23 protein-coding genes are annotated in these 25,928 nt (G+C 45.4%); 7 read left to right on the top strand and 16 right to left on the bottom strand.

Annotated elements, in window-relative coordinates; genetic code table 11:
• Positions 1-216 precede the first annotated feature (216 nt).
• Positions 217-1,902, top strand: a complete 1,686-nt coding sequence (locus D5I41_RS10425) for a sensor histidine kinase (protein ID WP_162892821.1) — start codon at positions 217-219, stop codon at positions 1,900-1,902.
• Complete coding sequence (gene btsR / locus D5I41_RS10420; RefSeq protein ID WP_119009745.1) at positions 1,895-2,620, top strand: two-component system response regulator BtsR; 726 nt, start codon at positions 1,895-1,897, stop codon at positions 2,618-2,620. The genes D5I41_RS10425 and btsR overlap by 8 nt, the downstream gene beginning before the upstream one ends.
• Here btsR and nagZ read toward each other — a convergent pair.
• Positions 2,594-3,583: a beta-N-acetylhexosaminidase gene (gene nagZ, locus D5I41_RS10415; protein ID WP_119009744.1), complete on the bottom strand. Its 990-nt coding sequence runs from the start codon at positions 3,581-3,583 to the stop codon at positions 2,594-2,596. The genes btsR and nagZ overlap by 27 nt on opposite strands.
• 94 nt (positions 3,584-3,677) lie before the next feature.
• Between nagZ and D5I41_RS10410 the strand changes: the two genes are divergently transcribed.
• Positions 3,678-4,796, top strand: coding sequence for an anhydro-N-acetylmuramic acid kinase (locus D5I41_RS10410; RefSeq protein WP_119009743.1), 1,119 nt, complete (start codon positions 3,678-3,680; stop codon positions 4,794-4,796).
• Positions 4,797-4,804: 8 nt separating this feature from the next.
• Positions 4,805-5,707 carry an N-acetylmuramic acid 6-phosphate etherase gene (gene murQ / locus D5I41_RS10405; RefSeq protein WP_119009742.1) on the top strand — a complete coding sequence of 301 codons (903 nt, stop codon included), beginning with the start codon at positions 4,805-4,807 and terminating at the stop codon, positions 5,705-5,707.
• A 44-nt stretch (positions 5,708-5,751) separates the two neighbouring features.
• Here the strand turns inward: murQ and D5I41_RS10400 are convergent, their stop codons facing one another.
• Positions 5,752-6,108 (bottom strand): DUF2799 domain-containing protein, encoded by a 357-nt coding sequence (locus D5I41_RS10400; RefSeq protein WP_119009741.1) that lies wholly within the window; start codon positions 6,106-6,108, stop codon positions 5,752-5,754.
• 218 nt (positions 6,109-6,326) lie between these two features.
• Between D5I41_RS10400 and D5I41_RS10395 the strand changes: the two genes are divergently transcribed.
• Complete coding sequence (locus D5I41_RS10395; RefSeq protein WP_119009740.1) at positions 6,327-7,811, top strand: carbon starvation CstA family protein; 1,485 nt, start codon at positions 6,327-6,329, stop codon at positions 7,809-7,811.
• Between the two features lie 65 nt (positions 7,812-7,876).
• Here the strand turns inward: D5I41_RS10395 and ispH are convergent, their stop codons facing one another.
• From ispH to D5I41_RS10355, 8 genes are all read right to left on the bottom strand, one after another.
• Positions 7,877-8,821: a 4-hydroxy-3-methylbut-2-enyl diphosphate reductase gene (gene ispH, locus D5I41_RS10390; RefSeq protein WP_119009739.1), complete on the bottom strand. Its 945-nt coding sequence runs from the start codon at positions 8,819-8,821 to the stop codon at positions 7,877-7,879.
• Between the two features lie 166 nt (positions 8,822-8,987).
• Complete coding sequence (fkpB, locus tag D5I41_RS10385; protein WP_119009738.1) at positions 8,988-9,419, bottom strand: FKBP-type peptidyl-prolyl cis-trans isomerase; 432 nt, start codon at positions 9,417-9,419, stop codon at positions 8,988-8,990.
• Positions 9,420-9,507: 88 nt separating this feature from the next.
• Positions 9,508-10,455, bottom strand: a complete 948-nt coding sequence (gene secF, locus D5I41_RS10380) for a protein translocase subunit SecF (RefSeq protein WP_119009737.1) — start codon at positions 10,453-10,455, stop codon at positions 9,508-9,510.
• Between the two features lie 14 nt (positions 10,456-10,469).
• On the bottom strand, positions 10,470-12,323 hold the full coding sequence (secD, locus tag D5I41_RS10375) for a protein translocase subunit SecD (RefSeq protein WP_119009736.1): 1,854 nt from the start codon (positions 12,321-12,323) through the stop codon (positions 10,470-10,472).
• Positions 12,324-12,345: 22 nt separating this feature from the next.
• Positions 12,346-12,678: a preprotein translocase subunit YajC gene (yajC, locus tag D5I41_RS10370; RefSeq protein WP_119009735.1), complete on the bottom strand. Its 333-nt coding sequence runs from the start codon at positions 12,676-12,678 to the stop codon at positions 12,346-12,348.
• 144 nt (positions 12,679-12,822) lie between these two features.
• Positions 12,823-13,959 (bottom strand): tRNA guanosine(34) transglycosylase Tgt, encoded by a 1,137-nt coding sequence (gene tgt / locus D5I41_RS10365; RefSeq protein WP_119009734.1) that lies wholly within the window; start codon positions 13,957-13,959, stop codon positions 12,823-12,825.
• A 204-nt stretch (positions 13,960-14,163) separates the two neighbouring features.
• The gene (queA, locus tag D5I41_RS10360; RefSeq protein ID WP_119009733.1) at positions 14,164-15,216 is read right to left on the bottom strand and encodes a tRNA preQ1(34) S-adenosylmethionine ribosyltransferase-isomerase QueA; all 1,053 of its coding nucleotides are present in this window, start codon (positions 15,214-15,216) and stop codon (positions 14,164-14,166) included.
• A 160-nt stretch (positions 15,217-15,376) separates the two neighbouring features.
• On the bottom strand, positions 15,377-16,663 hold the full coding sequence (locus D5I41_RS10355; RefSeq protein WP_162892820.1) for a S1 family peptidase: 1,287 nt from the start codon (positions 16,661-16,663) through the stop codon (positions 15,377-15,379).
• Positions 16,664-16,957: 294 nt separating this feature from the next.
• Here D5I41_RS10355 and D5I41_RS10350 point away from each other — a divergent pair, with 294 nt between their 5' ends.
• Positions 16,958-17,401: a CBS domain-containing protein gene (locus D5I41_RS10350; RefSeq protein WP_119009731.1), complete on the top strand. Its 444-nt coding sequence runs from the start codon at positions 16,958-16,960 to the stop codon at positions 17,399-17,401.
• A gap of 51 nt (positions 17,402-17,452) precedes the next feature.
• On the opposite strand, the gene lysS is transcribed toward D5I41_RS10350, so the two are convergent.
• The 5 genes from lysS to xerD form a co-directional block, all read right to left on the bottom strand.
• Positions 17,453-18,958: a lysine--tRNA ligase gene (gene lysS, locus D5I41_RS10345; protein WP_119009730.1), complete on the bottom strand. Its 1,506-nt coding sequence runs from the start codon at positions 18,956-18,958 to the stop codon at positions 17,453-17,455.
• Positions 18,959-18,970: 12 nt separating this feature from the next.
• Positions 18,971-20,069, bottom strand: a protein-coding gene (gene prfB / locus D5I41_RS10340; RefSeq protein ID WP_102322210.1) for a peptide chain release factor 2 whose coding sequence is annotated in 2 segments (ribosomal slippage) — positions 18,971-19,993 and positions 19,995-20,069 — 1,098 coding nt in all. Because the reading frame shifts where the segments join, the coding sequence is not laid out codon by codon here.
• A 117-nt stretch (positions 20,070-20,186) separates the two neighbouring features.
• Positions 20,187-21,926 carry a single-stranded-DNA-specific exonuclease RecJ gene (gene recJ / locus D5I41_RS10335; protein ID WP_119009729.1) on the bottom strand — a complete coding sequence of 580 codons (1,740 nt, stop codon included), beginning with the start codon at positions 21,924-21,926 and terminating at the stop codon, positions 20,187-20,189.
• A gap of 62 nt (positions 21,927-21,988) precedes the next feature.
• Positions 21,989-22,729 (bottom strand): bifunctional protein-disulfide isomerase/oxidoreductase DsbC, encoded by a 741-nt coding sequence (dsbC, locus tag D5I41_RS10330; RefSeq protein WP_119009728.1) that lies wholly within the window; start codon positions 22,727-22,729, stop codon positions 21,989-21,991.
• Positions 22,730-22,781: 52 nt separating this feature from the next.
• Entirely contained in the window at positions 22,782-23,693 is a 912-nt protein-coding gene (gene xerD / locus D5I41_RS10325; RefSeq protein ID WP_119009727.1) for a site-specific tyrosine recombinase XerD, read from the bottom strand.
• Positions 23,694-23,810: 117 nt separating this feature from the next.
• Here xerD and fldB point away from each other — a divergent pair, with 117 nt between their 5' ends.
• On the top strand, positions 23,811-24,329 hold the full coding sequence (gene fldB / locus D5I41_RS10320) for a flavodoxin FldB (RefSeq protein ID WP_026026340.1): 519 nt from the start codon (positions 23,811-23,813) through the stop codon (positions 24,327-24,329).
• Between the two features lie 93 nt (positions 24,330-24,422).
• Here the strand turns inward: fldB and brnQ are convergent, their stop codons facing one another.
• Positions 24,423-25,736, bottom strand: a complete 1,314-nt coding sequence (gene brnQ, locus D5I41_RS10315; RefSeq protein ID WP_119009726.1) for a branched-chain amino acid transport system II carrier protein — start codon at positions 25,734-25,736, stop codon at positions 24,423-24,425.
• Positions 25,737-25,928 lie beyond the last annotated feature (192 nt).

Raw genomic sequence — 25,928 nt, 5'->3', positions numbered from 1 at the left:
ACAATACCTAACTCAGAATTAAAATCAACAACTTTGTACGCTATAAGTTACACTTACTGTAAATTAAAATTTACACCGGTAATTAATGATGATTATTTGCTGTCGTTATCCGCTCACCTCACGAGTGCTCTACCCCTTGTTTTCACAATAAAAAATCCAGCCCAAAACAACAATAAGTATAGAATTAGGGGTATCTATTGCGCTGAGTTCACCAAAATGGAATTAATCCTTTCTCTCCTACAGCAAATGTGTGTGTACCTTATGGTGGCTTACACCCTAAGTAAGACTCCATTGGTTATCCCTCTTCTCAATATTTCAGAGAGGCGCAGCCACAAACTTATCTGTTATGTGATGTTTTCACTGTTCTGTATTCTTGGTACCTATTTTGGCTTGCAGATTGATGATGCTATCGCTAACACTCGCGCAATTGGTGCGGTACTTGGTGGAATATTTGGCGGGCCATTGGTTGGATTCGCGGTGGGTTTCACTGGTGGCATGCACCGCTACTCAATGGGCGGATTTACCGACCTGGCTTGTGCCATTTCTACTACGGCTGAAGGGTTAATTGGCGGTCTAGTGCACTTGTATATGGTCAAAAAAGGCAAGACAGATCGCCTGTTCAGTGCTGTGATCGTATTTAACGTCACCTTGGTAGCTGAAATTATGCAGATGCTGATCATTGTGATTGTCGCCAAGCCCATGGAACAAGCAATATCGCTGGTAGAGGCTATCGCTATACCTATGATTCTGGCCAACTCCCTTGGCGCGGCATTCTTTATTAGCATTCTGCAAGATAGGCGCGCCATTTTAGAAAAATACTCTTCGGCTTACTCGAGACGAGCGCTAAATATTGCAGAGAGAAGCGTCGGCGTATTGTCCGATGGGCTCAATACACAAAGCGCGCAGAAAATAGCGTCAATTATTCAAGATGAAACCCATGTGGGCGCGGTTGCCATTACCGATAAAGATAAGATATTAGCCTTCGAAGGCATTGGTTCGGATCATCATAGGCCCAATACGCCAATCTCTTCTGAATACACCCACACCTCTATCAGAGAGCAGCGAATAATCTACCTAGATGGGAGAGAAAGTCCTTATCAATGCTCCCTCTCCTCTGACTGTAAACTAGGGTCTGCATTGGTTATTCCCCTTATTGCCGACGATAAGGTTATTGGCACTATCAAGCTGTATGAGCCAAGGGTGAAGCTTTTTTCTTCCATCAACATGACAATGGCAAAAGGGATTGCAGAGCTACTTTCCAGCCAGATCCTCAACAGTGAATATCAGCAGAAAAAGATGCTGCTCTCTCAGGCTGAGATCAAACTGCTGCATGCGCAGGTAAACCCACATTTCTTGTTCAATGCATTGAACACTATTAGTGCCATAACGCGTCGAGATCCTCACAAAGCCAGAGAACTTATCCAGCATCTTTCACAGTTTTTTCGTGGCAATCTGAAGCGAAATACTGAATTTGTTACCCTTAGAGAAGAGTTAACACACGTCAATTCTTACCTAACCATCGAGAAGTCACGCTTTGTCGACCGGTTAGAGGTTGAGATTGATATTGCAGAGCATCTGTTAGACAAAATGGTACCCAGCTTCACACTGCAACCCTTAGTGGAAAATGCCATTAAGCACGGTGTCTCTAACCTGTTAGAAAATGGCATAGTGAAGATCTATAGCAGCCCTGATGCCACTGGCGATCGTATTACCGTAGAAGATAATGCCGGTTCTTATGAACCTGAGAACAAAGACCAGACCGGATTGGGTATGCAGATTGTCGCCAAGCGTCTAACAAACTACTTTGGGGAGCAATACCAGTTGAAGATTGAGTGCGACCCCAACAATTACACTCGAATGAGTTTTATCATCCCAAGCAACCATAAGGACAAGCATGCTTAAAGCCCTCGTCATCGATGACGAATTATTTGCTAGAGAGGAGCTTATAGAGCTTCTCGAACAAACACAGCAGATAGAAGTCATTGATCAAGCAGCAAATGCCATACAAGGGCTACAAAAGATCAATACCTTGAAACCCGATGTGGTATTTCTAGATATCCACATGCCGCAGGTATCCGGTATTGAATTGCTAAGCATGCTAGACCCAGACACTATGCCATTGGTCGTGTTTATTACTGCCTATGATCAATATGCTCTGCAAGCCTTTGAGGACAATGCCTTTGATTATCTTCTCAAGCCTGTTGACCCCCAGCGACTAGAAAAAACGGTTTGCCGACTCATTAAACGCTTTAATAAAGAACAACTTAGCAATGATCTATCCGCCATTACTCCAGCCACGCTCGAGCAAGTACCGTGTATTGGCCACAACAGAATAATGTTGGTTCCGGTGGAGGATATTGAGGTGGCCTATAGCGATATTAGCGGTGTGAATATACAAACCAGTGAACACACCACCAGCAGTCAATTAACTCTGAAGGTACTTGAAGAGAAAACCTCACTGATGCATTGCCATCGACAATACCTAGTCAGTCCAAAAGCGATTCGCGAGATTAAATTACTGGATCAAGGCTTGGCGGAAATCATCACCATTGGTGGCCACCAAGCCCCTGTTAGCAGGCGTTATTTGAAGGTGTTAAAGGAAAAGCTCGGCTTTAGCTAAACTTTCCGTCGCTTCTTTCCACTCTCTGCTGGTACGCAGTTCGTTCAAATGGAAAGACTTTTTCTTCACTAGTTGCTGTGCCTTTGGCACCTCAGTGACAGGTAGAGCATCAAGGATCTGTACAGCTCGCTCGCGGTTGTTGCACATCAGAACCATATCGCACCCCGCGTTTAGGCTTTGTATTGCCCTATCTGCGGCGCCACCCATGATACCCGCCCCTTCCATGTTTAAATCATCAGAGAATACCAAGCCTTGAAAGCCTAGCTTTTGACGAAGTACCGACTTAAGCCAATATTCAGAGCCACTGGCAGGCTTATCGTCATAAGCTGGATAAATCACATGCGCAGGCATCATTGCATCAAGTAGTCCTGCATTAATCTGCGCGCGGAAGATATCCATATCGAGATCAAAGATATTCTCGCGTTGATCAATAGGGGTCTCTTTGTGGGAGTCAGCAACTACACCACCATGGCCAGGAAAGTGCTTGCCTGTTGTGGCCATACCCGCCTGTCTCATGCCAAGCATATATGCCGTGCTATGACGAAGTATGGTCTTTTTATCTTCACCAAAAGCGCGCGAGCCTATCGCCAAGCACTGATGCCCTTGGTCTAAAACAGGGGCAAAACTAAGGTCAATACCATGTGCGATCACTTCTGACGCCATTAACCAGCCTGCTTGCTTCGCGAGTTGTTCACCATTGGAGTGAGTAGCAAAGCTTTGCGCTGCAGGGATGCGAGTAAATCCGTCTCGAAAGCGCTGTACTCGACCACCCTCTTGGTCAACACCAATCAATATTGGGCGTTTCGCAGCAGCACGGATAGACTCAGTTAAAGCTTGTAGCTGCTCATTATCGTGGTAGTTACGAGCAAAAAGGATCACACCTCCTACCGTAGGGTGCTGCAAGATTTCCTTTTCTTCTGCATCAACTTCAAAGCTTTCAACATCTAACCAAAGCGGGCCCATCTTTCATCCTTATATCGCATATCTAGTGTGGCATTAGCAGGGTATTCAGTTTATTGTATTTTGACAATGACTGAACGGATTTGACCCCTCAAATATGGACAAAAAAGAGCTCTATATTGGAATCATGTCTGGCACTAGTTTAGATGGTGTCGACCTCGCTCTCGCTCACTTTGAGCATGGCAAAACCCATTGCCTCGAGACCTTTGAATTCCCTCTACCCAAAGACCTAAAACAACGAACATTGAACGTATGCCAAGGGCAATCTACGACGCTACAAGAACTTGGCACACTCGATCATCAGTTTGCTGTGCTGTACGCCGATGCGGTTAAGGCGTTTTTGTCGTCTCTAGAACTAGACTCTACCGAGATCACCGCCATCGGCTGTCACGGTCAAACCGTTTATCACCAGCCTACGGGCGATACCCCTTTTACCACTCAAATTGGTGACGCCAACCTGATTGCGGTTCGCACCAGCATTACCACGGTAGCAGATTTTAGACGCAAAGATATGGCCCTTGGTGGTCAAGGCGCTCCCTTGGTGCCTGCCTATCATCAAACCTTGTTCACGGTAACCAGTGGTTGTAAGTTAATATTGAACATTGGAGGCATCTCTAATATCTCAGTGCTTCGACCTACAGGAGAGGTGCTTGGTTACGATACTGGGCCGGGCAACATGTTGATGGATGCCTGGGTGCAAAAACACCTTAACAAGCAATTTGATCATGATGGGCTTTTTGCTCGCAGTGGTAAAATTCATCCACACTTGCTGAGCCAATTGATGCAAGACCCCTACCTATTCGAGCTTCCACCAAAGAGCACAGGTAGAGAGCACTACAACTTGGCGTGGCTAGAGAATATTCTTAATGAGATGGCAGAGCCATTGCTAGCTGAAGATGTGCAAGCAACGCTCCTAGAGTTTACAGCCCTTAGCATTGCCCAGCAGTGCCAACTCTACAACACTCAAAATAGTGACCAGTTATTGGTCTGTGGTGGGGGCGCTCGCAATTCAGCGCTGATGCAAAGGCTACAGGTACTGCTAGCAGATTGGAGTCTTGATACTACGGATTCTCAAGGCATTAGCAGTGATTATATGGAAGCACTGGCCTTTGCTTGGCTGGCCTATCGCCGCATTCATCATCTTCCCAGCAATCTACCTAAGGTCACAGGAGCACGCCAAGCTACCTCTCTTGGCGTCGTCTACAACCCAGAATAAGGTTTTACATGTCACAAAGTACATTGATCGACTCACTGTCAAAATTAGTCTCAGAAAATCGAAATCCTGAGACCATGGATATCGATACTCTAAGCTGTTTAGAGATCGTTGAGAAAATGAACCAAGCGGATGCGGAAGTCCCAAGGGCTATCCAAAAAGAGTTGCCACATATAGCTAAGGCTGTAGAGGTCATCTGCGAGGCATTCCAGCAAGGTGGGCGACTCATCTATCTTGGGGCTGGCACCAGTGGGCGACTTGGCGTACTCGATGCTTCTGAGTGTCCTCCCACCTTCAGCGTGGATGACAACATGGTGATCGGGTTAATTGCCGGGGGTAAAGAGGCGATGTTTCGCGCTCAAGAAGGAGCGGAAGATAGCTTAACCCTAGCCGAGCAAGACCTAAAGCAGCTGAACCTAACAGATAAAGATGTGGTTGTAGGTATCGCAGCCAGTGGCCGAACCCCTTATGTGATTGGCGCTTTAAACTATGCTAATGCTCTGGGTGCTTATACAGTTTCACTGTCTTGCAATCCGGATTCAGCCATTGCTTCTTTGGCTAAGACCGCAATTAGTCCCGTTGTGGGGCCAGAGGTGTTGACGGGCTCGACTCGATTAAAAGCAGGAACTGCGCAGAAGTTAGTGCTTAATATGTTGAGCACAGCCAGTATGATTAAGATAGGTAAGGCTTATCAAAACCTGATGGTCGATGTTAAACCCAGTAATGAAAAACTGAATGCACGCGCGGTGAGAATTATTATACAGGCTACCGAGTGCAGTGAACAAGAAGCCGAAAAGGTGTTATTTGATGCCGATATGCAAGTAAAGCTTGCGATCATGATGCAGCTTACTGGGCAAGACCGACAACAAGCTCAGCAGCAACTAGAGCAACAAAAAGGATTTATTCGCGGATAAATCCTTTCCTTGGCTTGTACTTGAGGAGCAGTAAGTTCGTTATTTTAATAGCTGGCTTGGCTGCTCTCATTCCAACCACGTTGCCACTCCATACGAAATTTTTGCGCATCTTTGGTACCTGAACAAACCCCTTCGTAATACACGCCAGACAATCCCATTTGATAGGCAAAATTAGGGTTACAGAACTCTGCAACGCCTTTGCTATAGCCCTTTTCATAATCGCCCATATTGGCAGAGCCAAGCTCATTGAGAGTGGAATAGGAACGCTGAGAGCGTCCTTTCACACCATCGGCATAACCTATGCCTTCCCAATCACCCTTCTCGGCCATTGCCTCATCTCCGGTTGCACAGGCAAACAGAAATGGAATAACAGACAGTAGAACCAGCTTAAATCCTTTCATTGTGACTCACTTAACATATTGTTTTTTAAGAGCTTAGCATACACAGATCACATTACCTAAAAAGTAGCCTTTCTCTAAACCACTCAAGCGGATATTTCGCCACTTAAATGACTATTCGACCACTAACCCAAGCTCCGAATGTAGTTGCACTGGGGTTTTCATATTATGTAATCAGAAATTTTTGTGAAACAAACCCGAACCCTAAAGAGAATAAAATTATGATGTGGTTTCTTACCTGTGTAGCAGCATTGATTGCAGGCTACTTTATCTATGGCGCCGTGATAGAGAAAATATTCGGCATCAATGAAAACCGTCAAACCCCGGCAATTACTAAGCAAGATGGCGTTGACTTCGTACCAATGTCGACGAAAAAGGTTTACCTAGTTCAGCTGCTTAACATTGCAGGTGTTGGCCCAATCTTCGGCCCAATCATGGGTGCACTTTACGGCCCAGCAGCAATGCTTTGGATCGTATTAGGCTGTATCTTCGCGGGTGCGGTACACGATTACTTCTCTGGTATGCTTTCCGTACGCAACGGTGGTGCTTCTGTACCAACGCTGACAGGTCGTTACCTAGGCAATGGCGCAAAACACTTTATGAACATTTTTGCCATTGTTCTGCTTCTTCTTGTAGGTGTAGTTTTCGTATCGGCTCCAGCAGGCATGATCACAAATCTTGTGAATGACCAAACCGATATGACAGTGACCATGGGCACTATGGTTGCCATCATCTTCACGTACTACATCATTGCTACCATCGTACCAGTAGACAAAATCATCGGTCGTTTCTACCCGCTGTTCGGTGCATTACTGATCTTCATGTCGGTAGGCCTGATTACAGCCGTTGCGGTATCAAGTGAACACACCGTTATGGGTAGCTTTGAAATGAGCGATATGTTCTCGAACATGAACCCTAACGACTTGCCTTTATGGCCTGCTCTATTCATCACCATCGCTTGTGGTGCTATCTCTGGTTTCCACGCGACTCAGTCTCCACTGATGGCTCGCTGCATGGATAACGAAAAGAATGGTCGCTTCGTATTCTACGGCGCAATGATTGGTGAAGGCATTATCGCTCTTATCTGGTGTGCACTAGCACTATCCTTCTTCGGCTCTGTAGAAGCATTGGCTGACGTGGTTGCAAATGGCGGCCCAGGTAAAGTGGTTTATGACTCATCATTTGGTCTACTGGGCGTATTTGGTGGCATCATCGCCTTCCTAGGTGTTGTTATCCTGCCAATCACTTCAGGCGACACTGCATTCCGCTCAAGCCGCTTGATCCTTGCTGAATACTTCAATCTAGACCAACGCGCTATGCGTAACCGCCTAATGATGGCTGTTCCACTGTTCGTTGTGGGTGGCATCCTAACTCAAGTAGACTTCGGTGTTATCTGGCGCTACTTTGGTTTTGCTAACCAAACGACCGCAGTAATGATGCTTTGGACTGCTTCTGCTTACCTATTGCGTCACAACAAGTTCCACTGGGTAACAACGGTTCCTGCAATGTTCATGACCACTGTAGTTATTACCTTCATCCTAAACAACTCAACACTTGGCTTTGGCCTAGGTATGCAGGTTTCTACCATAGTTGGTGTACTAACGATGCTAGGTATTACAGGCACGGTGATTAAGATCTCGAAAGGCAAGGGCGATGACGAGTACCTTGACGAAGAGAAACCTAAGCCAGTCACTGAAAACGCTTAGGACTTAGTCAACACAAAACAAAACGGGCTCCCAATTGGGAGCCCGTTTTTTAGTTCATAGAAACGCTAAACCGCTTTAACTTGCAATTCTTTAGGGACCTCGAAGAACATGTTCTCTTCGCGACCGGTAATTTCCGTCACCACATTGCAATCTGATAAGGTCTTGATCTTATCTAAGATCGTATTAACGAGCTCTTCAGGTGCAGAGGCTCCTGCTGTCATCCCAACCTTATTCTTACCCTTGAACCACTGTGAATCGAGATCTTCAGGGCAGTCTGTCAGATAGGCTGGAGTGCCTAGTTTCTCCGCTAGTTCTTTGAGTCGTGTCGAGTTCGATGAATTCTTAGAACCAACGACTATCATCACGTCTACTTCATTTGCCATTGTGCGTACTGCATCTTGACGGTTTTGAGTAGCGTAGCAAATGTCATCCTTACGTGGACCTTGGATCTCTGGGAACACTTGACGCAATCTATCGATAACATCTGCTGTTTCATCAACTGAGAGCGTAGTTTGGCTCACATAGTGTAGATTAGACGGGTCTTTCACTACTAGTGAGTCTACATCTTCCGGCTTCTCCACTAGATACATACCACCGGTTTCGCTGGCGTACTGCCCCATGGTGCCTTCTACTTCTGGGTGTCCAGCATGACCAATAAGTACTACTTCAATACTCTTACGGCTAGCGCGAGCCACCTCCATATGCACTTTAGTCACTAGAGGACAGGTTGCATCAAAGACGGTTAAATCACGCTGCTTGGCTTCTTTGCGTACTGCTTGAGAAACACCGTGCGCCGAAAAGATAACAATATTGTCGTCTGGTACTTCACTGAGTTCTTCGACAAAAATGGCTCCACGTGCCTTAAGTCCTTCTACCACAAAACGGTTGTGCACCACTTCATGACGGACATAGATCGGTGGTTGATACATCTCAAGCGCTCGCTCGACGATGCTGATTGCTCGGTCTACACCAGCACAAAAACCACGAGGGTTAGCTAATAGGATTTCCATTGTCTTATCTTTCATTAGTGAAGGCCTTGTTACCCAGTCAATGAGCAACTCAAAGTCGCGCCATTGTACCGATATTATCGAGGTAACCTCAAGACAGGAATGACCACGAATAGTGAGTGGGTATTCCTGCTAGGTAAGTTTAGTTGAAGAGTAGGATGTTCGAGGGCTAATCAATCGCGACGATTTCTACGTCGAAGGTGACATCACGACCTGCTAGAGGATGGTTGAAATCGACGGTCACTGAATCACCGGCAATCTCAGTAATGATGCCAGGGATCTCTACACCATCAGGACCGTTAAACGCCATGATAGTGCCAACCTCAACCTGCGCCTCACCAACAAACTTGGCACGATCCATATGGTGAATGTTATCTGGGTTAGATAAACCAAAAGCGTCGACCGCTTTTAGCTCAACACTATTTTTATCTCCTGCCTGCAAACCCAGCAAGCATGCCTCAAAGTTGTCACTCAAACTGCCATCACCAATCACTAACTTAGCGGGCTTACCCATTTGATAGGTGCTATCGGCAATAGACCCATCTTCAAGCTTGATAGCAAAGTGCATAGTCACTGCACTGTTATTCGTAATTACTGACATGGTGTTTCCTTACAACATTGGGCTCAAAAGAAAAGCGGCCAACTCACCGTTGACCGCTTTAAAAGACTACTAGAAATTAAACGAAGGCTTAAGGCATTTCGTCAAATTCTGCGCCTTCCTTCTCAACTTGAGGTGGCATTAAGTGCTCACGAGAGACACCCAGTTTCAGCGCCAAGTTCGATGCTACGTAGATAGATGAGTATGTACCTACTGTGATACCCAATAGCAATGCTGTTGCAAAGCCGTGGATGTTAGCGCCGCCTTTAGTAAATAGGGCAATAACTACGAACAAGGTTGTACCGGATGTTATCAAGGTACGGCTCAATGTCTGAGTAATTGCACCGTTGATGATCTCAACCGAGTCACCCTTACGCATCTTACGGAAGTTCTCACGAATCCGGTCAAATACAACGATGGTATCGTTGAGGGAGTAACCGACAACCGTCAATAGTGCCGCAACGATGGTCAGGTCTACCTCAATCTGCATGATAGAAAAGATACCCACCGTAATGATAACGTCGTGCGCGAGTGCAAGTACCGCACCCGCAGCCAGACGCCACTCAAATCGCATAGACACGTACAGCAAGATACAGATAAGAGAAACGATGATCGCCAGACCACCCGCCTCTGCCAGTTCGTCACCTACATTAGGCCCCACAAATTCAACACGACGCATCTCAACAGATTCGCCAGTGCCTTCTTCTAGAGCACGAATGATTTGGCTACCAAGCTGCTCACCTTGTAGGTCTTCACGTGGGCGCAAACGCACCATTACATCACGAGCAGAACCAAAGTTTTGCACGGTTGCATCGCCAAAGCCTTTTTCATCCAGAGAGGCTCGGATTTCCTCTAGATTAGCTGGGTGTTCAAAACCCACCTCAATCAGAGTACCACCGGTAAAATCTAGACCCCAGTTCAACCAGTTGGTTGAAATGGTATAGATAGAAGCTGCAATCATTAACAACGAAAATACTACTGCGCCTTTTGACCAGCGCATAAAGTCGATCGTTTTGTCAGCTTTCATTATTTGAAACATGGAAATACCTTCAATTAGATCGACAGTTTGTTAACACGCTTGCCGCCGTACAGCAGGTTAACCACACAACGTGTACCGATAATCGCAGTAAACATTGAGGTTAAAATACCGATAGACAGAGTCACAGCAAAGCCTTTAATCGCACCGGTACCTACAGCAAACAAGATGATTGCAGTCAGTAGCGTTGTAATGTTGGCATCGGCAATGGTACTAAATGCGTTCGCATAACCTTGGTGAATAGCTTGCTGAGGGTTTCGACCTTCACGCAATTCTTCACGGATACGCTCGAATATCAGAACGTTGGCATCGACCGCCATACCGACTGTCAATACGATACCCGCAATACCCGGTAGCGTCATTGTCGCACCAGGAATCATCGACATTACACCGATAATCAATACAAGGTTCGCCATTAGTGCCATGTTGGCAATAAAGCCAAACTTACGGTAGTAAATAAGAGTAAATAGCATTACTGCCACCATACCCCAGATACACGCCTGAATACCCATATCGATATTCTGCTGACCCATAGAAGGACCAATGGTACGCTCTTCTACAATCGAGATTGGCGCAATCAATGCACCGGCACGAAGTAGCAATGCTAGGTTGTGTGCTTCAGAAGCAGAGTCAATACCTGTGATACGGAAGCTACGACCAAGAGCAGACTGAATGGTCGCTTGGTTGATGACTTCTTCATGCTTATCAAGGATGACTTTACCTTCAGGTGTGCGCTTACCACTGTCTTTGTATTCAGCAAATACCGTTGCCATCAGCTTGCCAATGTTCTGACGAGAGAAAGCAGACATCTTGCTACCACCTTCGCTATCTAGCGAGATGTTTACTTGAGGACGGCCATATTCATCAGCACTTGAGCTTGCATCGGTAATGCTAGAACCACCAAGAATGACACGCTTTTTCAATACAGCCGGACGACCATCTCGGTCATACTTAACTTCACTACCTGCTGGTACACGACCATTGGCAGCAGCGGCTAAGTCTGCCTGCATATCAACTTCACGGAACTCTAGTGTTGCCGTAGCACCTAGGATTTCTTTAGCGCGCGCAGTGTCTTGAACACCTGGCAGTTCAACAACGATACGGCTAGAACCTTGACGTTGAACCAATGGCTCAGCAACACCTAATTCGTTCACACGGTTACGCAAGATAGTGATATTTTGCTCAACAGCGTAGTTGCGAATTTCAGTAAGACGCGCTTCGTTGAAGGTAGCCGTCAGCATAAAGCGACCATTGCTATCAGAATCAACAAATATCATGTCTGGGTGCTTAGACTTAAGCGTGGTTTCTGCTTGAGCAAGCTGCTCTGCATCACGCAAAATCACTTCAACTGAATCTTCACCGGCACGAATTGCACGGTAACGAATTCGGTCTTCACGTAATTCACTGCGGAAGGCTTCTTCTTGCTGCGATATCAGCTTGTCCATCGCAGCGTCCATATCCACTTCCATCAAGAAGTGAACACCGCCACGCAGGTCAAGACCAAGCTTCATAGGGTTAGCACCAATGCTTTCTAGCCAACTTGGAGTGGCTGGAGCAAGGTTAAGTGCAACGATAAGATCTGAGCCTAGCGCTTCGCTAATTACATCACGTGCACTAATTTGGGTATCAGTGTCATTGAAGCGAACAAGAATGGAGCCATTCTCTAGTGCGATAGATTTGTGGGAAAGATTCTCTTTATCAAGAGCATTGGTGACAGAGTCCATGGTTGCCATATCAACAGAGGCACCACGTGCCCCTGTGACTTGAATGGCTGGATCTTCACCGTAAAGATTCGGAAGCGCGTACAAAGCCGCAACTAAGATGGCCATAACCACCATCAAGTACTTCCATAACGGATAACGGTTTAACACAGCGAGGATCCTCTAGCTGTTCTTAAAGAGATTTCAGCGTACCTTTTGGTAGCACTGCAGTAACAAAGTCCTTTTTGATTACAACTTCGTTATTTGGGTTCAGTTCGATAGCAAGAAAATCATTCTCTTCAGAGATTGAAGAAATCTTACCAACTAGACCACCGCTAGTTAGAACTTCATCACCCTTGCCCATAGAAGCGATTAGGTTTTTGTGCTCTTTAACACGCTTAGATTGTGGACGGTAAATCATGAAGTAGAAAATAACTGCGAACATACCTAGCATGATCAGCATTTCAAAACCGCCACCAGCAGGTCCTTCAGTAGCTGCGTGAGCTTGAGAAATGAATAGACTCATTAAAAATCCCCTTTTTAAAAATAATAAATTTAAGTTATAAGACTAAATGTGGCCTCATCCGCCCTTTTTCAAGGGGTAAGCGATAAAGCCACTAAGGAAGATGCAACAATTTGTACGATTACATCACCTTCTATGATTGTTTTTTTATTCTGCGTCAGCTTTTAGCATCGGCGGCACATCGCGGTCACGACGCGCATAAAACTCTTCTACAAAAGATTCAAACCTGTCTTCATCAATCGCTGTGCGGATGCTCTCCATTAAGCGCTGATAGTAACGAAGGTTATGAATGGTGTTCAGGCGAGAGCCCAAGATCTCATTACAACGATCTAGATGATGCAAATACGATTTAGAATAGTTCTGGCAAGTGTAACAGTCACACTCAGGATCTAGAGGGGTTGTATCCGTTTTATGTTTCGCGTTTCGGATCTTGATCACACCGCCAGTCACAAACAGGTGACCATTACGTGCATTTCGAGTCGGCATTACGCAGTCAAACATGTCGATACCGCGACGAACACCTTCTACCAAGTCTTCAGGTTTACCTACACCCATTAGGTAGCGAGGCTTGTCGATAGGCAATTGCGGACACGTATGCTCAAGGATACGGTGCATGTCTTCTTTTGGCTCACCCACAGCAAGACCACCAACCGCATAACCATCAAAACCGATCTTAGTCAGACCTTCAACTGAAACATCACGCAGATCTTCGTAAACACCACCCTGCACAATTCCAAATAGAGAATTAGGGTTTTCTAGCTTATCAAAGTGATCGCGCGAGCGCTGAGCCCAACGAAGAGACATCTCCATCGATTTCTGTGCTTCGTTATGCGTTGCTGGGTAAGGCGTACATTCATCAAAGATCATCACTACATCAGAGCCAAGATCTTTTTGAATTTCCATAGATTTCTCAGCATCCATGAAAATCTTGTCACCATTTACTGGGTTACGGAAATGCACACCCTTTTCAGTGATCTTACGGATATCACCTAGGCTGAATACTTGAAAACCACCTGAATCCGTAAGGATAGGACCTTGCCAGTTCATGAAGTCATGCAAATCACCATGCAGCTTCATCACTTCTTGGCCAGGTCTAAGCCAAAGGTGAAAGGTATTGCCCAATAGAATCTCAGCGCCAGTCCCCTTTACTTCCTCTGGTGTCATGCCTTTCACTGTGCCATAGGTACCTACAGGCATGAAAGCAGGGGTTTGAACAGAACCTCGTTCAAAATCTAGTTGACCACGACGAGCTACACCGTCGGTTTTCTTTAGTTCAAATTTCACTAATAACTCCAATGCGCCAGAGAAACAATCTGACGGTTAGTTTAGGACATTAATCGACTTTCAGACTTGTCCCAAAAAAGAGTTGCTAAGTTTTACGCGAAAGGCCTTGCGAAACAAGGCCCCCATAAAACAGCAACTCTCAGAAAAAGAATTGTATAGAACCCTTCCGAATAAACCGAAACGGTTTCTAACTTTTCAACTTACTTACAAACCCTTACGAGTCACAAACATCGCATCGCCATAACTAAAGAAGCGATACGCCTGCTCTACTGCATGCTTATAAGCACCCATCACATTGTCATAGCCAGCAAACGCACTGACTAACATGATCAAGGTCGACTCAGGCAGGTGGAAATTGGTTAACAGGCAATCTATCAACTGAAACTCATAACCGGGGTAGATAAAGATGTCAGTATCGCCAAAGAAAGGCTTAAGCTCAGTACCATTATTACGAGCATCTTGAGCTGCACTCTCTAGCGAACGCACAGACGTTGTGCCAACAGCGATGACACGGCCACCAGATGCCTTGGTTTCATTGATGGCATCAACCACTTCCTGAGTGACTTCGACATACTCAGCATGCATGTGGTGCTCGAGAATATTATCTACTTTTACCGGCTGAAAGGTACCTGCACCAACATGCAAGGTAACAAAAGCGAGTTTAGCGCCTTTGGCCTTAATCTTTTCAAGAATCACATCATCAAAGTGCAGTCCCGCAGTAGGTGCTGCCACCGCGCCTGGTTTCTCATTGTATACCGTTTGATAGCGCTCTTGATCTGAGTCTTCATCTGGGCGATCAATATAGGGAGGTAAAGGCATGTGCCCAACCTCTTCTAAGATCTGCAGTACTGCCTTGTCTGAGCTGAAGCGAATCTCAAATAGAGCGCCGTGCCTAGCAATCATCTCAGCCGAGTATTGATCTTTATCACCAAGGAACAATTGCGTACCTGGCTTAGGTGATTTAGAAGAGCGAACATGAGCCAAGATAGTGTGCTCATCCACCATTCTCTCAACCAAGACCTCAATCTTTCCGCCACTGGCCTTACGACCGAATACGCGAGCAGGAATCACTCGAGTATTATTGAACACCAATAAATCGCCTTCATTGATCGAGTCTAATACATCCGTAAAGTTTTTATCTTGAAGCTCTCCGCTATTACCCGTCAGGTGCAGCAGACGACTTGAGGTACGATCTGGCATTGGATAACGAGCGATCAACTCATCGGGTAGATCAAAATGAAAATCTGAAACTTGCATGGCGACTAAGGATCCTAGGCTAAATATTTTGCAGGGCGCTAGTATAGATTGCCACCAGACAAGATCAAGAAAAGATGCTGAAGTACCTAACTGCAAACCATATAAATGCAGAAACGCCCAATGAAGTCATTGGACGCGCACTTAGAGGCAATCTATATACTTAGAGGACCCTATTCCTTAGCCTTCTATACAGAACGATTAAGCCTAGAAGCCCAACCCCTAAAGTACCGAGGCTACCAGAGCTCGACTCACCACATTCTTTAAATACTGATGCTGATTCGTCACAAATTTCAGTATCTTCTTCTGGTAATGTAACTTCGTCGGAATCCCCATCACCCGCAGACCCTTCATCCTCAGGAGCATCAATACTTTGATTCGCATTTTCAATGAACTCTGGAGGCACGATTGTAGATTCAGGAGCACTTTCATTACCTAAATACTCCTGAATCCAATCATAATAATAAGAAACTTTGGAATGGAAATTTGGAATTGTCACAGAGCCACAAATAGGCTCAACAAGAGGGCCACCACTAGCAACTCCTACTTGATATTCTGTATTGTTTACATCTGTTGCAATCAATGCTGTACCACTATCACCTAGACACGCTGAGTTACCTACCAATTGCCCCTCATAAATCGGCTCTTCTTCTGGATCATCAGGATCTATATATTGATATTCACTCCACTTAGTAGGTTGGGTACAAAATTTTGATGGGTCTGCACTATTAGGGATAAACTCTGGGTAATTTTTTCCTGACTCAAGTCGATTAAAACATTCTAATACGGGGAAGTACGCTAACTGGGTTTCCTGCAAACTAACCGACACTTTTTTGGCGTACGGGTCTTGTTCATTTTTACTTCCCCAACCGGCCAAATGTATATTTGAGGGACGCGTGTCTCCCCCAACTAAAGCGCGCCATGCATCCATTAACACGGGTTCTATTTCTGCCATTTTGGCCGGTGACGCAAGAGTCACTGGAGCAATAGAGTCTAACGGTAATTCTAATCTAAGTAGTGCGATGTCATCTGTCATCGTTGTACTGATGAGCTCATCGCCAAGTTCTGTCATTTCGACCTGATGCACTCTTCTGTAACTGGGATGAACAACAATATGAGATACATTGATAATATTATTGATATCGCTTGGAGTACCATCGTCAGATACCTCTAAGCTAATAGAACCAAATGTTATAGCGAGTTTTCCAGGTAGAGTCACATGGTAATCTTTTTCACTCTCCTCATCGTCTCCAGGCATCACCACACAATGCGCGGCGGTTAACACCCAGTATCTATCCACTAGTGATCCCATACAGATGGGAAATTCAGCCATTTCACTAGAGCGAATACTCACATTGTATCGACTCTCGGTCGCTTCATCTCCCAACGTTATTGCATATCCATTTAATGCCACTGAACTTAGGAACGTAGCCAACATCCATTTATTCATAGTTATATCCATTTATAAGTATTTAATTAGTTTAATTTTCTATCTAAGCCACTTGTAAAAATGGAAGATCTATATCGAATACAAAAGGTTACAACTACAAATAATTCAATCATATGATACCAGTCACACATGGTATGCAAATAAAATCGAGTTTACATGTAATAACTTGTTGATTATGAGGAACAAAAAGTACAAATATTTGAGCAAATATTAGGTGTAAATCAAAGTATAAATTTGCCCTGATTACTATAGTTAAATCAGTTGAATCGATTAGGAACTTGCTAGGAGATTATTATGATAAAAATTGTCGAGCTTATGACTCGCACCCCCTACACCCTGTTGCGTTCCAACACTCTGGCTGATGCTAAAAAGCTGATGGCAGAGCATGATATTAGGCACGTGCCTGTTGTCGATGTTGATGATGAGCTATTAGGCTTAGTCACTCAAAGGGATATTTTGGCCGCTCAAGACTCTAGCTTGCAGATTAACCCTGACAAAAGCGCGTATAACTTGGATACTCCTCTGAACCAAGCTATGTGTAAGAGTGTCATCACAGTAAGCCCTCATGCAGGGTTGCGAGAAAGTGCAATGATGATGCAAAAGCGCAAGGTTGGCTGTCTACCCGTCGTCCAAAATAGCAAGTTGGTCGGCATTATTACTGATAGTGATTTTGTCGCTATTGCGATTAATCTACTTGAACTTCAAGAAGAAGTTGAGCCCGTAGAGTCAGGAACATAAAAAAAGCCACATCATTACTGATGTGGCTTGTTCATTCTTCTATAACTGCGATTATTGCTGAGGGCGCATCGCAGGGAATAGGATTACGTCACGAATAGTGTGAGTGTTGGTAAATAGCATCGCTAGGCGATCAATACCAATACCTTGACCTGCTGTCGGCGGAAGACCGTGCTCTAGTGCTGTAATGTAATCAGCATCGTAGTACATTGCTTCATCATCACCTGCATCTTTCGCATCTACCTGCGCTTTAAAGCGCGCATCTTGATCTTCTGCATCGTTAAGCTCAGAGAAACCATTTGCTACTTCGCGGCCACCAATGAAGAACTCAAAGCGGTCAGTGAAGAATGGGTTGCTGTCGCTACGACGAGCCAGTGGAGAGATATCTGCTGGGTAACCTGTAATGAAAGTCGGCTGAATTAGCTGAGGCTCAGCCGTTTCACCAAAGATCTCTTCAAGAAGCTGACCACAAGTCCAGAATGTTTCTACTTGTACGTGTACCGATTTAGCGATGGCTACCATCTTGTCACGATCTTGTAGGTCTGCTTCCGTTAGCGCCTGGATCTCAGCATGGTCTGGGTTGTAGTGCTTGATCGCTTCAAACATGCTCATGCGAGCGTAAGTGCCGCCAAACTCAACGGTTTCTTCACCGTAAGGCATTGACGTTGAACCCAATACATCTACAGCTACTGTGCTTAGCATCTCTTCGGTAAGGTCCATAAGGTCCTTGTAGTCAGAGTAAGCTTGGTAGAATTCCATCATGGTGAATTCTGGGTTGTGGCGTGGAGATAGACCTTCGTTACGGAAGTTACGGTTGATCTCAAATACGCGATCAAAGCCACCAACTACTAGACGCTTAAGGTAAAGCTCAGGAGCAACACGCAAGTACATGTCGATATCTAACGCGTTGTGATGCGTGATAAATGGACGCGCAGTCGCACCACCAGGGATCACGTGCATCATTGGCGTCTCAACTTCTAGGTAGCCTTTTGAGCTCATGAAGTTGCGGATTGACGATACTAGCTTAGAGCGAATGATGAATGCAGAGCGAGAATCTTCGTTCACGATAAGGTCAACGTAGCGCTGACGGTAACGCATCTCTTGGTCTGTTAGACCGTGGAACTTCTCTGGTAGAGGACGCAGTGCCTTAGTCAGCAACTCGTACTCTTCCATGTTCACGTATAGGTCACCCTTACCTGATTTATGTAGCGCACCCTTGACACCAACGATGTCACCGATATCAAGACCTTGGTATTTCGCTTTAAGATCTTTCTGCACATCTTTCGCAGCGTATGCTTGGATGCGGCCAGAGGTTTCTTGAATTACCAAGAATGGACCACGTTTTGCCATGATACGGCCAGCAATAGCCACAACATGGTTAAGTTCTTCTAGCTCTTCTTTTGATTTCTCACCAAACTGAGCTTGCAGGTCACCCGCTAGGCTGTCACGACGAAAGTCGTTAGGGTGACCGTTTGCTTGACACTCCTTGCGGATTGAATCCAATTTCGCACGGCGCTCTGCAATCAGTTTGTTTTCATCAATTTGAACTTGGTCAGTCATATTTCACCCTTTTTACAGTCCAGACTTCAGGCTGGCTTCGATAAATTTGTCTAGGTCACCGTCGAGAACGGCTTGAGTATTTCGGTTTTCTACACCAGTGCGAAGGTCTTTGATTCGCGAATCATCTAATACATACGAGCGGATTTGACTACCCCAACCTATGTCTGATTTCGCATCTTCGTTCGCTTGTTTCTCAGCGTTTTGCTTTTGCAGTTCAAACTCAAACAATTTAGCGCGAAGCTGTTTCATTGCTTGGTCTTTGTTCTTATGTTGAGAACGGTCATTCTGACACTGAACCACAATATTAGTCGGTACGTGAGTAATACGAACCGCAGATTCAGTGGTGTTTACGTGCTGACCACCAGCACCTGAGGCGCGGTATACGTCAATACGAAGATCTGATGGGTTAATATCGATCTGAATGTTGTCATCAATCTCTGGGTAAATAAATGCAGATGCAAACGAGGTATGGCGACGACCACTGGAGTCAAACGGTGATTTACGTACCAAACGGTGTACACCCGTTTCAGTGCGAAGCCAGCCGTAGGCGTACTCGCCAGAGATCTTCACTGTTGCACCCTTAAGGCCAGCAACTTCACCCTCGGAAACCTCGATAACCTCTGTCTTGAACCCTTTAGCATCAGCCCAGCGCAAATACATACGTAGCATAATGTTGGTCCAATCTTGCGCCTCTGTACCACCAGAACCAGATTGAAGGTCTATGTAGCAATCGGCGCCATCGTGGTCACCAGAGAACATACGACGGAACTCTAATTTCGCGAGCTTAGCTTCAAGCTCAGCCAGTTCAGGTTCAATCTCGTCAAAGGTTTCTTGGTCTTCTTCTTCAACCGCTAACTCAAGTAAGCCTTCTGCGTCTTCTACACCTTGATCCAATAAATCAATAGTTTCAACGACAGCTTCTAATGATGCACGTTCTTTACCTAGCGCTTGGGCACGCTCAGGTTCATTCCATACATCCGGTTGTTCTAGCTCTGCATTTACTTCTTCTAGGCGCTCTTTCTTAGCGTCATAGTCAAAGGTACCCCCTCAGGACATTCGTGCGTTCAGACACGTCCTGTAGGCGGTTTTTAATCGGATTGATTTCAAACATCTTTGGCCAATATTTTGAATAGAAAATAACCGCGGAATTTTACTCAAAAATGTGACCAAGATACAGAAATATTTTGAAGTTAGTGGATATTAAGAAGAAGTAAACTGAGCTGCCTTGTTAGGCAGCATCAATATGTTCAACCATAAGTTGTAGTGATTGGTTGCCTCTAAACTCATTGATATCAAGCCGATAGGCCATTTTTATCTTAGTGGTTGCAGGATCTGGCCAGCGACGCAGATCGACATTAAAGGCAATCGCATCGATCATTATGTTGGTGGCATGAGATTTATGCAAAGGCTCAAGCATGAGCTTAAGGTGCTTCTCGCCCACTAGTTTTTGATGCAATACCTTAAACTCACCATCAAAGATAGGCTCAGGAAAGGCTTGCCCCCAAGGACCACCATTACGGATCTCCATTGCGGTGTGCATATTGAACTCTTCCGGTGTTAACTCACCGTCAGACAATACAATGCCCTTTAAGGCATGCTCATCTACCTCATCTCGAACCGCTTGATCAAATAATTCACTGAAGCGAGTAAAGTCCATCTCTTTAATCGTCAAACCCGCAGCCATGGCGTGCCCACCAAATTTTAGGATTAATCCAGGATTTTGTACGTCAATCTTATCTAAGGCATCACGCATATGTAGCCCTTTGATTGAACGACAGGATCCTTTAATAAAACCATCACCACCATCGGCAAATGCGATGACAGGTCGATGGAATTTATCTTTGATTCTTGAAGCAAGAATGCCAATCACCCCTTGGTGCCAATCACGTTGGAATAGCGTTATTCCATAGGGCATTTCTTGATCGGAGCTGAACTGCAATCGCTCACAAAAGGCGAGCGCTTCTTGCTTCATTCCCTCTTCAATTTCTCGGCGCGTGATATTAAGCGCATCAAGCTCAGTGGCCATACGTCTGGCGGCATGAATGTTATTGCACATCAATAGCTCTACGCCAAACGACATGTCATCCAAGCGTCCAGCCGCGTTAATACGTGGCCCTAATGCAAAGCCAAAATCAGACGCCACCAAACGGCTAGACTCTCGCTTTGATACCTCAATGAGAGCCTGAATACCGGGACGACCTAGGCCAGCTCTAATGCGCTGCAGGCCTTGATGCACCAAGATTCGATTGTTCTCATCCAGAGGCACGACATCGGCGACAGTACCTAGCGCCACTAAATCAAGCAGTTCCGTAAGATTAGGCTCTGCCACGCCAGATTCATTAAACCAATTGGTTTGGCGCATCAATGCTCGCAACGCCACCATCAAATAAAAGGCAACACCAACCCCAGCTAATGCCTTGGATGGAAAGTCGCATTCATGAAGGTTTGGGTTCACCATTGCATCGGCTTCAGGCAATACATGTCCAGGCAAGTGATGGTCCGTCACCAATACTTGAATGTTGTTTTGCTTGGCAAATCGCACCCCTTCGATAGACGAAACGCCATTATCTACTGTCATGATGAGATCAACGCCCATCTCAATGGCTTGTTCCACCACCTCAGGACTTAAGCCATAGCCATCTTCGAAACGGTTCGGCACGAGATAATCGACATTGCTCGAACCTAGCATTCGCAGCGCCAGCACTGACAATGCCGACGAGGTGGCGCCATCCGCATCAAAATCTCCAACCACAATAATGCGCTTGTTCTCTTTAATAGCACTAAGCAACAGCTCTGCTGCCGCTTTGATGCCATGAAGCTTCTGCGGTGGAAGCAACCCTTTAGCACCGCGCTCAAGTTGCACCGAAGACTCGATACCACGAGCGGCATAAATGCGTCGCATCAATGCAGACAGTGTTGTGGGCAGATTGGAAATATCAGCAGCGGGACGACGTTTAATCTCGATCATGGCTTCTTAGGTCTAGTAATGAGAAAGAAAAGCGCTGTGCTCAATGACAGCGCTTATAGGGGTTAGCCTTGTGATTCTAGTCGCTTCAGTAGGTCTTCAGGTGACAGATAACCGCCCACATTCATACCTTTTGAGGTATAAACCGCAGGAGTACCTGACACGCCAATGGCTTTGCCTAATTGGTATTGCTCTGAAACCGTAGTTTGGCACTGCTGAATACTGTCGCTAGAAGCACTCACGTCTTCACCACGTAGCTTAGCATCGTTCATCGCTTTAGCTGGGTCGGCGCTGCACCAGATATTAGCCATAGTTTGGCCGATATCACTGCGATCACCCGCTCTTGGGAACGCAAGGTAGCGCACTGTGATGCCTAGCTTGTTGTATTCCGCCATTTGGCGATGTAGCTTCAGGCAGTAGCCACAAGAGATATCCGTAAAGACAGTCACAACATATTTTTCATTGTCTGCCTTGTATACAATCATCTCATCGCTGGCTTGGTCTAGTAGGCTTACGATCTTTGGGCCATTCCTAAGTGCAGCAACATCTTGGAAATTACCCTTATCATCGAGAGAGTACAATTTACCAGGAATAAAGTAATCGCCCGTTGGGGTTGCATAAAAGGTTCCCTGATTGGTGGTCACTTCTACCAATCCATCAACCTCAATAGATTCGATTTGCATTACGGATACACCGATTTTAGCGAATCGTTCCTTAATCTGAGCCTCGTTAAACTCTGTTGCACTCACACTAAAGGCAACTAAAGAGCACATAACCAAGCCGAAGACTCGACCTAAAATATTCATACAATTTCCTACTAAATAATGGGTACAGCGTGTGAACATAAAAACTGCACGATCACGCTCTTGGGTGATGCTGCTGATGAATTTGTTTCAATCTCTCTGTGGCAACATGAGTATAAATTTGAGTCGTAGATAAGTCACTATGCCCCAGCAACATCTGTACGACACGTAAGTCTGCACCATAGTTCAATAAATGAGTGGCAAAAGCATGTCTCATCACGTGTGGTGATAACGTATCAGTATCAATACCAGCAATCTGTGCATAGTACTTGATACGGTGCCAAAATGTTTGTCGTGTCATTTGACGAGAGCGCTTACTCGGAAATACAACGTCCGAGGAATTTTCTCCCATTAATTGAGACCGGCCATGGGTAAGAAAACGTTCAATCCAATCAATGGCATTTTCACCCATAGGAACTAATCGCTCTTTTCCCCCTTTACCCACTACTCGTACTACACCTTGGCGCAAGCTCATGTTTTCCATGGTAAGCCCTACAAGCTCTGATACACGCAAACCAGTTGCATATAAAAGCTCAAGCATCGCCTTGTCGCGAAGCTCTATCGGGTCATCTACATTGGGCGCATCAAGCAGACTCTCCACCTGTTGCTCGCTAATATCCTTTGGTAGCCGCTTTGGAAGCTTAGGCCTGATCAATAACGCACTAGGGTCATCAGAGCGTATTTTTTCTCGATAAAGATATTGAAACAATCGGCGCATAGCAGACAGCATTCGAGCGCGACTAGATTGGGCAAAGTTCTTGTCCACCAGCCAAGCTTGATAATCTAATAGCTCTTGGTAACTGACTGAGGATAAATCGGACTTATTCTGCTCAAGCCATTGCGATAGCTTGCTTAGATCCAACCGATAAGAGGCTAAGGTATTTTCAGACAAGCCCTTTTCCATCCAGACGGCATCTAAGAATTGCTCTATAAGATTCTGATTTAACAAGCTAAAAGTTCCAGTAATACCAATATAGTCACCTTAAAGTATACAAGCATTGGGCCGATTGCTAGAGGCGGGCACTGAAAGTTAGTAAAAATAAAGGTAGAATTAGCAACATGACCATTAGCTATAATTAAAATGATGAAAATAGGACTATTTTTCGGCTCTACCACCTGCTATACCGAAATGGCAGCAGAAAAAATTCGAGACATCATTGGAAGCGATATTGTAGATCTGCACAATGTAAAAGATACCCCACTCTCCCTAATGAACGACTATGAGTTTTTGATTCTAGGGATTTCCACATGGGATTTCGGTGAACTTCAAGAGGATTGGGGAGCATTATGGCACGACATAGATGGCGTACCGCTAACAGGCAAGCACGTCGCGTTATTCGGCTTAGGGGATCAAGAAGGATATGGCGAATGGTTTCAGGATGCGATGGGACTACTTCATCAGCAGCTTCAGCCAAGCAAACCTAACTTTATCGGCTACTGGCCAGTAGAAGGCTATGAATTCCAAGCATCAAAGGCACTCACCGAAGATGGCTCCAAGTTTGTAGGGCTCGCACTTGATGAAGACTCTCAGTACGAATTCAGCGACGAACGCATCGCTTCTTGGTGTGAGCAGATCCTTGTTGAGTACGCTGACTCACTGTAAGTAAAAACAGAAATAGAAAAAAGGAGGCATTTAAAGTGCCTCCTTTTTTATTGATTTTTCGCGTATCGAGAAGCGTATTTTATCCTAAATGAATTAGGCTTCTGCTTGCTTCTCTATGCCTGCCTGTTGTGAACCCGTGAATAGCATGCCAACTAAAGCAGCAGAGGTAGGCAATACCCAGCCTAGGCCCAGTTCAAACATTGGTAAGAACTTAAATAGCGATACATCAAGCCCTGCCACTTTTGCTGCATCGATTAACGCGCAAATAAAAGCGATCATGAGGACAAAACGATAGGCCAATTTGGGATTAGGTAGCCATGGGCGAACAAAAGTCAGTGCGACCAAGGCAATAGCAATTGGGTAAAGCGCAAACAGTACAGGGACAGATAGCTCAATTAACTGTGCAAGGCCAACATTAGCCACAAGCGCACAAGCACTGCCATTTACAACAACCCAGAACTTGTAGTCTAGCTTAGTGTTTTTGCTGAAGAAATCTGAACTCGCAGAAATCAAACCAACCGCAGTAGTTAAACAAGCCAATAGCACAATGACCGAAAGAACCCACTGACCTTTATCTCCAAACAGTGCCTTCACATATTCAGCAAGAATAGCGCCGCCATTCTCAAGCCCAGCAGCAATGCCGTTACTTGTCGCTCCTAGATAGAACAGAGCAATATATACAAGGCATAGTCCTACAGCAGCAATAACACCTGCAGCGATAAGGTAGCGTCCAACATCTTTACGTTCTGTCACACCCTTAGAATTAATCGCTTGAACAAGTAGCATACCAAACATCAGTGATGCAAAGGTATCCATAGTTAGGTAGCCTTCCAAAATCCCTTTGGTAAAGGGCTGACTCATATAGTCACCCTGCGCATGAATAATCGGACCTTGAGGGTTAAGCACTACAGCAACAGAGAGAGCGACCAAGCCCACAAACATGATAGGGGTTAAAACCTTACCAATAGTATCTAGCAAAGACCCTTGAGCCCAAGCCAGTGCCATCGCTAGAACAAAGAAGGTAATCGAAAAGAGTGCAAGGTGCAGCGTTCCCGGTTGAGAAACAAACGGGCGAATACCCATTTCATAAGCTACTAAGCCTGCTCGTGGCGCAGCAAATGCAGGGCCTATGATAATGAAAATTAGCGCAGCGATTAGCAGAGCCACCTTCTTAGGAAGATCGCTAGTTAAATGATCCCATGTGCCACCCGCTGTAGCCACAGCAACCACAGTAATTAGAGGTAGTCCCGCAGCGGTAAGCAAAAAGCCCCCCATTGCCGGTATGAGGTTTTCGCCTGCTAATTGGCCGGCCATTGGTGGAAAGATGATGTTGCCAGCACCTAAGAAAAACGCAAATAGCATAAAGCCAAGTGCAACAATGTCTGAAATGGATAAGCTCTTCTTCAAAATAACCTCGAAGATAAATAGTTTGCTGGACGCGCTAATTCAGCGCCTCTATGATTAATTTTTATGAGAAGCATAATGAACAGGGCATTCAACAATCTCAAGTAAACGAGCTTAAACGCCATATAGTTTCGATTTTTTAACCAAATGGCAGTGTGTTCAACTAGTTTAGGCGCACCAAAGCAGTGTTTCAAG

It is taken from the genome of Vibrio superstes (genome assembly GCF_003569005.1).
GTDB lineage: Bacteria > Pseudomonadota > Gammaproteobacteria > Enterobacterales > Vibrionaceae > Vibrio > Vibrio superstes.
This window is presented reverse-complemented; position numbering and strand designations above follow the sequence as displayed.

Coding starts and splice junctions, on each gene's coding strand:
- D5I41_RS10395 (WP_119009740.1), top strand. CDS start 6,327: ATGATGTGGTTTCTTACCTGTGTAGCAGCATTGATTGCAGGCTACTTT.
- secF (WP_119009737.1), bottom strand. CDS start 10,455: ATGTTTCAAATAATGAAAGCTGACAAAACGATCGACTTTATGCGCTGG.
- D5I41_RS10410 (WP_119009743.1), top strand. CDS start 3,678: ATGGACAAAAAAGAGCTCTATATTGGAATCATGTCTGGCACTAGTTTA.
- recJ (WP_119009729.1), bottom strand. CDS start 21,926: ATGATCGAGATTAAACGTCGTCCCGCTGCTGATATTTCCAATCTGCCC.
- queA (WP_119009733.1), bottom strand. CDS start 15,216: ATGCAAGTTTCAGATTTTCATTTTGATCTACCCGATGAGTTGATCGCT.
- lysS (WP_119009730.1), bottom strand. CDS start 18,958: ATGACTGACCAAGTTCAAATTGATGAAAACAAACTGATTGCAGAGCGC.
- nagZ (WP_119009744.1), bottom strand. CDS start 3,583: ATGGGCCCGCTTTGGTTAGATGTTGAAAGCTTTGAAGTTGATGCAGAA.
- murQ (WP_119009742.1), top strand. CDS start 4,805: ATGTCACAAAGTACATTGATCGACTCACTGTCAAAATTAGTCTCAGAA.
- fkpB (WP_119009738.1), bottom strand. CDS start 9,419: ATGTCAGTAATTACGAATAACAGTGCAGTGACTATGCACTTTGCTATC.
- D5I41_RS10350 (WP_119009731.1), top strand. CDS start 16,958: ATGATAAAAATTGTCGAGCTTATGACTCGCACCCCCTACACCCTGTTG.
- yajC (WP_119009735.1), bottom strand. CDS start 12,678: ATGAGTCTATTCATTTCTCAAGCTCACGCAGCTACTGAAGGACCTGCT.
- D5I41_RS10400 (WP_119009741.1), bottom strand. CDS start 6,108: ATGAAAGGATTTAAGCTGGTTCTACTGTCTGTTATTCCATTTCTGTTT.
- dsbC (WP_119009728.1), bottom strand. CDS start 22,729: ATGAATATTTTAGGTCGAGTCTTCGGCTTGGTTATGTGCTCTTTAGTT.
- ispH (WP_119009739.1), bottom strand. CDS start 8,821: ATGGAAATCCTATTAGCTAACCCTCGTGGTTTTTGTGCTGGTGTAGAC.
- fldB (WP_026026340.1), top strand. CDS start 23,811: ATGAAAATAGGACTATTTTTCGGCTCTACCACCTGCTATACCGAAATG.
- btsR (WP_119009745.1), top strand. CDS start 1,895: ATGCTTAAAGCCCTCGTCATCGATGACGAATTATTTGCTAGAGAGGAG.
- D5I41_RS10355 (WP_162892820.1), bottom strand. CDS start 16,663: ATGAATAAATGGATGTTGGCTACGTTCCTAAGTTCAGTGGCATTAAAT.
- D5I41_RS10425 (WP_162892821.1), top strand. CDS start 217: ATGGAATTAATCCTTTCTCTCCTACAGCAAATGTGTGTGTACCTTATG.